The sequence below is a fragment of the Methylobacterium sp. J-048 genome (assembly GCF_022829515.1).
In the GTDB taxonomy this organism is placed as follows: Bacteria; Pseudomonadota; Alphaproteobacteria; order Rhizobiales; family Beijerinckiaceae; genus Methylobacterium.
The window spans coordinates 1-5,163 of the sequence record NZ_JAKSYL010000119.1 but is presented as its reverse complement, the minus strand read 5'-3'; the positions used below and the strand labels follow the sequence as shown (position 1 = coordinate 5,163).

Genomic DNA, 5,163 nt, shown 5'->3' with positions numbered 1-5,163 from the left:
CAGCCGGGTTGCGAAGCCGTAATCGATCGCCACGCCGCCAAACATGAGCATCGGTACGCTCAGAAAAGCGAACAGGATCGCGACGTTGCCACCGCGGTGGCGCGTGAAAGCGCTAAGGAGAGCACCACGTTGCATCAGGGGCAAGCTTCGTAGACACGGCGGATTGAATGTGATGCATGCGCGTCATGCTGAATAATGGCACGATGTCTGGGGAGGATTAATGTGCGGTTAACTATCAAGTATGCTGAGGTGCATTCATAAGTTGTATATTATTTTAGGAATAGTGTTAGTTGTGCTCTTCAGCTGCAGAGGCGTCTTTGATCCTACAGGAACCCGCTCCCCGAGCGCCCCTTGAAGGCGTTGGCCCGTCGGATGTAGCTGCCCACGGTCCGCGGGTCACGGTGACCTGACTGGTCCATGATCCGGGCGAGATCGGCGGGTCGTACCTTCGCCTCAGATCGCATTCACGATGCCCGCCCGAAGTGCCAAGCCAGGCGGACACTCATGCGCCCCACCCTCGCGCTCATAGCCGCCTTAACCGCTCTCACCTGCCTTCCTGCCGTAGGAACCGCACAGGGCCGGCTGGAGCCTGATGAAGGGAAAGCCTCTGGCGTATCATCCCTAGGTGAAGAGGCAGCTGACGACGTCGATCCAGAGGTGCTGGCACGCTGCCGCCGACAAACCGCGGATCAGAAGCTGAAGGGTTCTGCTCGGAAGGCCTTCATGGGCACCTGTGTCACGCCCGAAGATTGATGCTGGGTGGACCAGCTGTTTGACGTAACGCTGGCACTGATGCAGCGTGGTTTTTTGCTACGCTGCTATCAACCTACTGAAATAGTTTTGTGCGTTCGTTGCGATGTAGGTCGCTACACCCCTAGGAACCGAGCGCTACTTTCGCTTGGCCGTGCATGTAGATAGCGCCCTGTCGTCGCTACGGAGGCGTGCCCTAGCGTGGCCTGCACGAGGTGGATCGGCGCCCCGCGGTCGAGGCTGTGTGAGGCGTGCGCGTGCCGCAGCCAGTGCGCCGAGACCTCTGGCCCGAGACCGGCGCGCGCCGCGGCCGCCTTCACAACCCGGTGGACCGCGCTCGGGTCGAGCGCCCCGCCCTTCCGCGACAAAAACACTGGGGCATCAGCCGGCGCCTCAACGCGCAGCGCCGCCAGCACCTTCCACGTCGCCGCCGACAACAGCACCACCCGGGTTTTGCCGCCCTTGCCGAACACCGTCGCCTGCCCGGCCTCATCCCGGACCGCGAGATCCCGCCAGCGCAGGCCGCAGACCTCGGAGATGCGTAGGCCGCCGCCGTAGAGCACGGTTAGCAGGACGCGGTTTCGCAGGACCGGCTCCTGCCGGATCATCAGCAGCGCGTCGGCCTCCGACATGATCCTCTCGGCCAGGGTGTTCTTGATCGGCGGCACCTTCACGGCCGCGCCGATGTTGAACCGTAGGAACCCGACCTCCTGGGCGAACGTGAAAAGCGACTTCAGCGCCGAGGCCGCGAGTGCCACCGTGGCCGACGAGCCCGGCAGACCGGCGAGGTAGTCCTGCAGCTCACCCATCCGCACCGAGCCGAGCGGCTTGCCGACATGGGTCAGGAAGCGCCGCGCCGCGCGCTCGTAGTTCCGGCGGGTGTTCGGGCTCGACGACCGAGCCAGCCACAGCCGCACCATCTGTGCGTCGTCGTCTGCCTGCGCCGGCAGCAGCGTCTCGACGGGTTCTACGACCGCGGGGAGCGTAGACATCTGCTCAGCCCCAATCCTGGCTGTCGAGCGTGCACTCACCGTGTAGGTGGTTCGCGATCGCCGTCATTGCGTCGTTGAGCGTGGGATGCGTCCGCTGAATGCTTATCAGACCGCCCGCAGCCGGCGTGATCTTGAAAACCTCTTCCTGATCCTGATCAATCGCACCGAGCGGGCGATCGAGCCGATCGTTCAGGCGCCACGACGTGCCTTTTGACCCGGTCGGCGTGACGACGACATCCATGTCGGCCTCCAACGCAAGATAACATAACTTGTATTGCGTTCGAGACGATGCCACACCAACAGCACCGCAGCAAGCCACGCCGCTATGGTGCTAGCACACTACATCGATGCACTCGAACGATTGCACGGTGCTGCTGCGATGATTCAGCAGCGAGTCAGCGGTTAACGAGTGTTTCACGCTGCGCCCGCACCGTGACGGCGAGACACGGGAGCACGGACGTTGCGAGTTGTGGCCTTCACCAGCCGAAAGGGCGGCAGCGGCAAGAGCACCTTGTGCGCCCACCTGTCCGTCTACGCCGATGCCCCAAAGGCGCCGGCCCTCCTGATTGACACCGATCCGCAGGGCAGTCTCGCCCTCTGGCACGAGCTGCGCCAGGCCGAGACGCCGGTCCTGGTGAAGTGTGAGGCCAGTGATCTGCCCGATACCATCGAGGCGGCACGCAAGGATGGGATCGGCTGGTGCTTCGTCGACACCCCACCGCACAACACAGCTGACATCGCCGCTGCCATGCGCATGGCCGACCTTGCCGTGATCCCGTTCCGGCCGGCCGTTTTCGACATCGCCGCGGTGGCGGCCACGCTGGAAATGGCTCGTGCGATCGGCAAGCCGGTGCTGCCGGTCATCAACTCGGCCCCGCCCCGGCGAGGCGTCCAGCCGGCGCACGTTGTGACCGAGGCTCGTGAAGCGCTGTTCGCCATGAGCGCGACACCCTGGGCCGGGCAGATCACAACCCGGGCCGCATTCGCGCATGCGCTCGCCAGCGGGCAGGCTGTCGGCGAGTTCGAGCCGGGCAGCGCTGCGGCCAGCGAGGTTTCGGAGCTGTGGCAGGAGACCCGCCGCGCGCTCGGCATCAAGGGATCGAAGAAGTGAGCAAGAAGCCCTCGTTCGCCAACCTCGGCGCCCGCTTGGCTCCGAAAGTCGTCGAAGCGGCAGCCGCCGTGCCGCTGGCTGTGATGGAGGAGGCGGCCCGGGCCGAGACGGCCGCGGAGAAGCCCCCACGCGGGAAGCGCCAGCCGGACGGCCGCCGCGGGATCCTGGTCCGCGCGAGACCCGAGGCGTGGAAGGCCCTCAAGATGGTCGCCCTCGACCGCGAGGTGACGCTGCAGGACGTGATGACCGAGGCCATCAACGACGTGCTTGCCAAGCAGGATAAACCGCCGGTGGCGTGATCGCGCAGGTACGACGGAGGGGGGCGATGCGCTTAACGGGTCGTGTTGTGGTCGCGGCCGTGGTGATGGCGTCGAGCTCCGCTGGAGCAATCATGCCCCTCCCGTCCTGTTCGGCGGCTTTCGTGAAGCGGTGGGTCGAACATGATCGCCGTGTTGAGATCCCGACGCCTCCGCGCCCCTGTGTCATGCAGGCCGAGACAGGCACCTACATCTGCGATCAGAACGGCTGCTCTCGTAGGCATTGAGGCCGGCAGCTTCGTGCTTCGATACTAAGCCATCGCTGTACTCCCGTGTGTAACTACGGTGCTAGCAACATAGCTTGCTGCTTCGATGCCGCACTGCTTATTTACGCCCCTACCAGCCGCGTCGCGGTCGGGAGTGCGCAAGGCCGGGCGAGCCGTGATGATATGGCCGCCCGACCGGTGCAGTAGACTCGATCGATCGGACTGCGATAGCGCTGAGACATGATCGCAGATCGCATTGTTCGGGCCGTCGCAGCGCTACGCGCGGCCGGGCATCAAGTTGAGGAGATCCCCGGTACCAATGGTGTTTACCGGGTCGATGGTGGCGGCGCTGTGACTGGACCAGTCGTGCTCGCCTTGGCGATCCGCCTCGGCCTCATGGACGGGCCAGGCCGGGCACAGTAGCTCTCCACCATGGCCACCAACCCGACCGTGTCCGACCTTAGCAAGGTCTCCGAGGTGACCCACGGCGAGATCACCGCCGCAGTGGATGCCGTGCTCGCGGATCTCAAGACCGAGGCCTACCCCCTGGCAAAGGGGTGGGTGCTCGACCTTGTCGAGATGGTCCGCACGAACGAGCAGGTGACGATAGCGCTGAGATCCGATCAGGCTCAATGGAAGCGCGGCAGGGTGCGTGCCGCGATCCTGCTGGCGCATCCGGTGAAGGGGTGAGCGAGCCTACGACCATGACCACCAACGGCAGGCACTGGTTCTACGACAGCAGGCTGATGGTCTGCTCGTTCTGCCTGCTGTCGGTCGTCGCCATCTTCTGGCAGGTGAGCAAGTTCGAGGGGTTCCAGCCAATCTTCACCTGCGCCACCGCGAAGGATGTTGATCGCTTGTTGCTCTCCTCAGGGATGGACGCCTGCATGGGCAGTGCGCGTTCCCAGTCCGAAACGGAGCGATGCATGCGGACCGTCTATGTGCTGGCCTGCATGAAGGAGCAGTGGCGCTAGATGATCGCGTCCCCGTAGCCGCATGTTCGAGGACGCAGACCCGATCGTGGAGGTTGTGGCGGTGATCACGTCCTGCGGCCACCTCGTCGAGCCCGACGATGAATTCGAGAGGTAGCGCGTCGATGGTGGCGCATGGATCACCGCTGGCGATCTGCTGGCCTTGACGGTCTGCCTCGGCTTGAACGCCGGGGTCGGCTAGCTGCAGTAGCGCGGGATGCGTCAGACCCTAACCGGCTGGATCCTGACCACCGCCATCGTCCTGTCGGGTGCGCGCGGCGGTTACTCGGCAGCCCGGATGCTCACGACGGTTTGGGACGGGAAAGCGATTGAGCGGCGTGATATCGGGGGCGCAGCGGCTTTCGTCGTCCTGCTGGTGGCGTCCGCCTTGATGCTCTGGCTCGTCGACGAGACGCTGACCGGATGCCGACCGAGCCGCACGCCCCGATCCGCGGTCGCGCGCTCCTGGCGCTCCGGGCCTGCGCCGCCCATCCGCAGGGGCTCCGACGCGACGCCTACCCGACCTACATGCCGATGCTGGTCGAGATGGGCTTGGTGGAGGAACGGCGCGCTCGTGGGCCCGGGCCGGACGCAGGGCGCGTGGTTCCTGACCGCGGCCGGGCGGTGATCGCAGAGCTTGGGCCGAGCGAGGTGCGGGAGTAGCCGCCCAACGGTCTCAAGAATGTGGACAAGCATAGATCTCGTGGACATCACCCGCGTAGCAAAACCAGCGCACTTGCGATCCCGGCCGCTGCCCATGGACTGGATACGAAGCAGCGATCCCAGATATCAGCGCTTCGGCATGGCCAGCGTCAT

General features: G+C 64.9%; 8 protein-coding genes. 6 read left to right on the top strand and 2 right to left on the bottom strand.

Annotated features, from left to right (window positions below):
* Nucleotides 1-417: 417 nt before the first annotated feature.
* Nucleotides 418-753, top strand: coding sequence for a PsiF family protein (locus MKL09_RS32315; protein ID WP_409566912.1), 336 nt, complete (start codon nucleotides 418-420; stop codon nucleotides 751-753).
* A 113-nt stretch (nucleotides 754-866) separates the two neighbouring features.
* Here MKL09_RS32315 and MKL09_RS09360 read toward each other — a convergent pair whose 3' ends face one another.
* Both MKL09_RS09360 and MKL09_RS09355 read right to left on the bottom strand, forming a co-directional pair.
* Nucleotides 867-1,742, bottom strand: a complete 876-nt coding sequence (locus tag MKL09_RS09360) for a tyrosine-type recombinase/integrase (RefSeq protein ID WP_244019712.1) — start codon at nucleotides 1,740-1,742, stop codon at nucleotides 867-869.
* Between the two features lie 4 nt (nucleotides 1,743-1,746).
* Nucleotides 1,747-1,983, bottom strand: a complete 237-nt coding sequence (locus MKL09_RS09355) for a hypothetical protein (protein WP_244019710.1) — start codon at nucleotides 1,981-1,983, stop codon at nucleotides 1,747-1,749.
* Between the two features lie 228 nt (nucleotides 1,984-2,211).
* Here MKL09_RS09355 and MKL09_RS09350 point away from each other — a divergent pair, with 228 nt between their 5' ends.
* The 5 genes from MKL09_RS09350 to MKL09_RS09330 all read left to right on the top strand — a co-directional run bounded on the left by MKL09_RS09350 (nucleotide 2,212) and on the right by MKL09_RS09330 (nucleotide 5,010).
* Nucleotides 2,212-2,853 (top strand): ParA family protein, encoded by a 642-nt coding sequence (locus tag MKL09_RS09350; protein WP_244019708.1) that lies wholly within the window; start codon nucleotides 2,212-2,214, stop codon nucleotides 2,851-2,853.
* Nucleotides 2,850-3,152, top strand: a complete 303-nt coding sequence (locus MKL09_RS09345) for a ribbon-helix-helix domain-containing protein (RefSeq protein ID WP_244019707.1) — start codon at nucleotides 2,850-2,852, stop codon at nucleotides 3,150-3,152. Before MKL09_RS09350 ends, MKL09_RS09345 begins: the two co-directional genes overlap by 4 nt.
* A 656-nt stretch (nucleotides 3,153-3,808) precedes the next feature.
* The gene (locus MKL09_RS09340; protein ID WP_244019706.1) at nucleotides 3,809-4,066 is read left to right on the top strand and encodes a hypothetical protein; all 258 of its coding nucleotides are present in this window, start codon (nucleotides 3,809-3,811) and stop codon (nucleotides 4,064-4,066) included.
* Between the two features lie 14 nt (nucleotides 4,067-4,080).
* Nucleotides 4,081-4,350 carry a hypothetical protein gene (locus MKL09_RS09335; protein WP_243968995.1) on the top strand — a complete coding sequence of 90 codons (270 nt, stop codon included), beginning with the start codon at nucleotides 4,081-4,083 and terminating at the stop codon, nucleotides 4,348-4,350.
* Nucleotides 4,351-4,770: 420 nt separating this feature from the next.
* The gene (locus MKL09_RS09330; RefSeq protein ID WP_243968997.1) at nucleotides 4,771-5,010 is read left to right on the top strand and encodes a hypothetical protein; all 240 of its coding nucleotides are present in this window, start codon (nucleotides 4,771-4,773) and stop codon (nucleotides 5,008-5,010) included.
* Nucleotides 5,011-5,163 lie beyond the last annotated feature (153 nt).

Coding starts and splice junctions, on each gene's coding strand:
- MKL09_RS32315 (WP_409566912.1), top strand. CDS start 418: ATGATCCGGGCGAGATCGGCGGGTCGTACCTTCGCCTCAGATCGCATT.
- MKL09_RS09360 (WP_244019712.1), bottom strand. CDS start 1,742: ATGTCTACGCTCCCCGCGGTCGTAGAACCCGTCGAGACGCTGCTGCCG.
- MKL09_RS09355 (WP_244019710.1), bottom strand. CDS start 1,983: ATGGATGTCGTCGTCACGCCGACCGGGTCAAAAGGCACGTCGTGGCGC.
- MKL09_RS09340 (WP_244019706.1), top strand. CDS start 3,809: ATGGCCACCAACCCGACCGTGTCCGACCTTAGCAAGGTCTCCGAGGTG.
- MKL09_RS09335 (WP_243968995.1), top strand. CDS start 4,081: ATGACCACCAACGGCAGGCACTGGTTCTACGACAGCAGGCTGATGGTC.
- MKL09_RS09330 (WP_243968997.1), top strand. CDS start 4,771: ATGCCGACCGAGCCGCACGCCCCGATCCGCGGTCGCGCGCTCCTGGCG.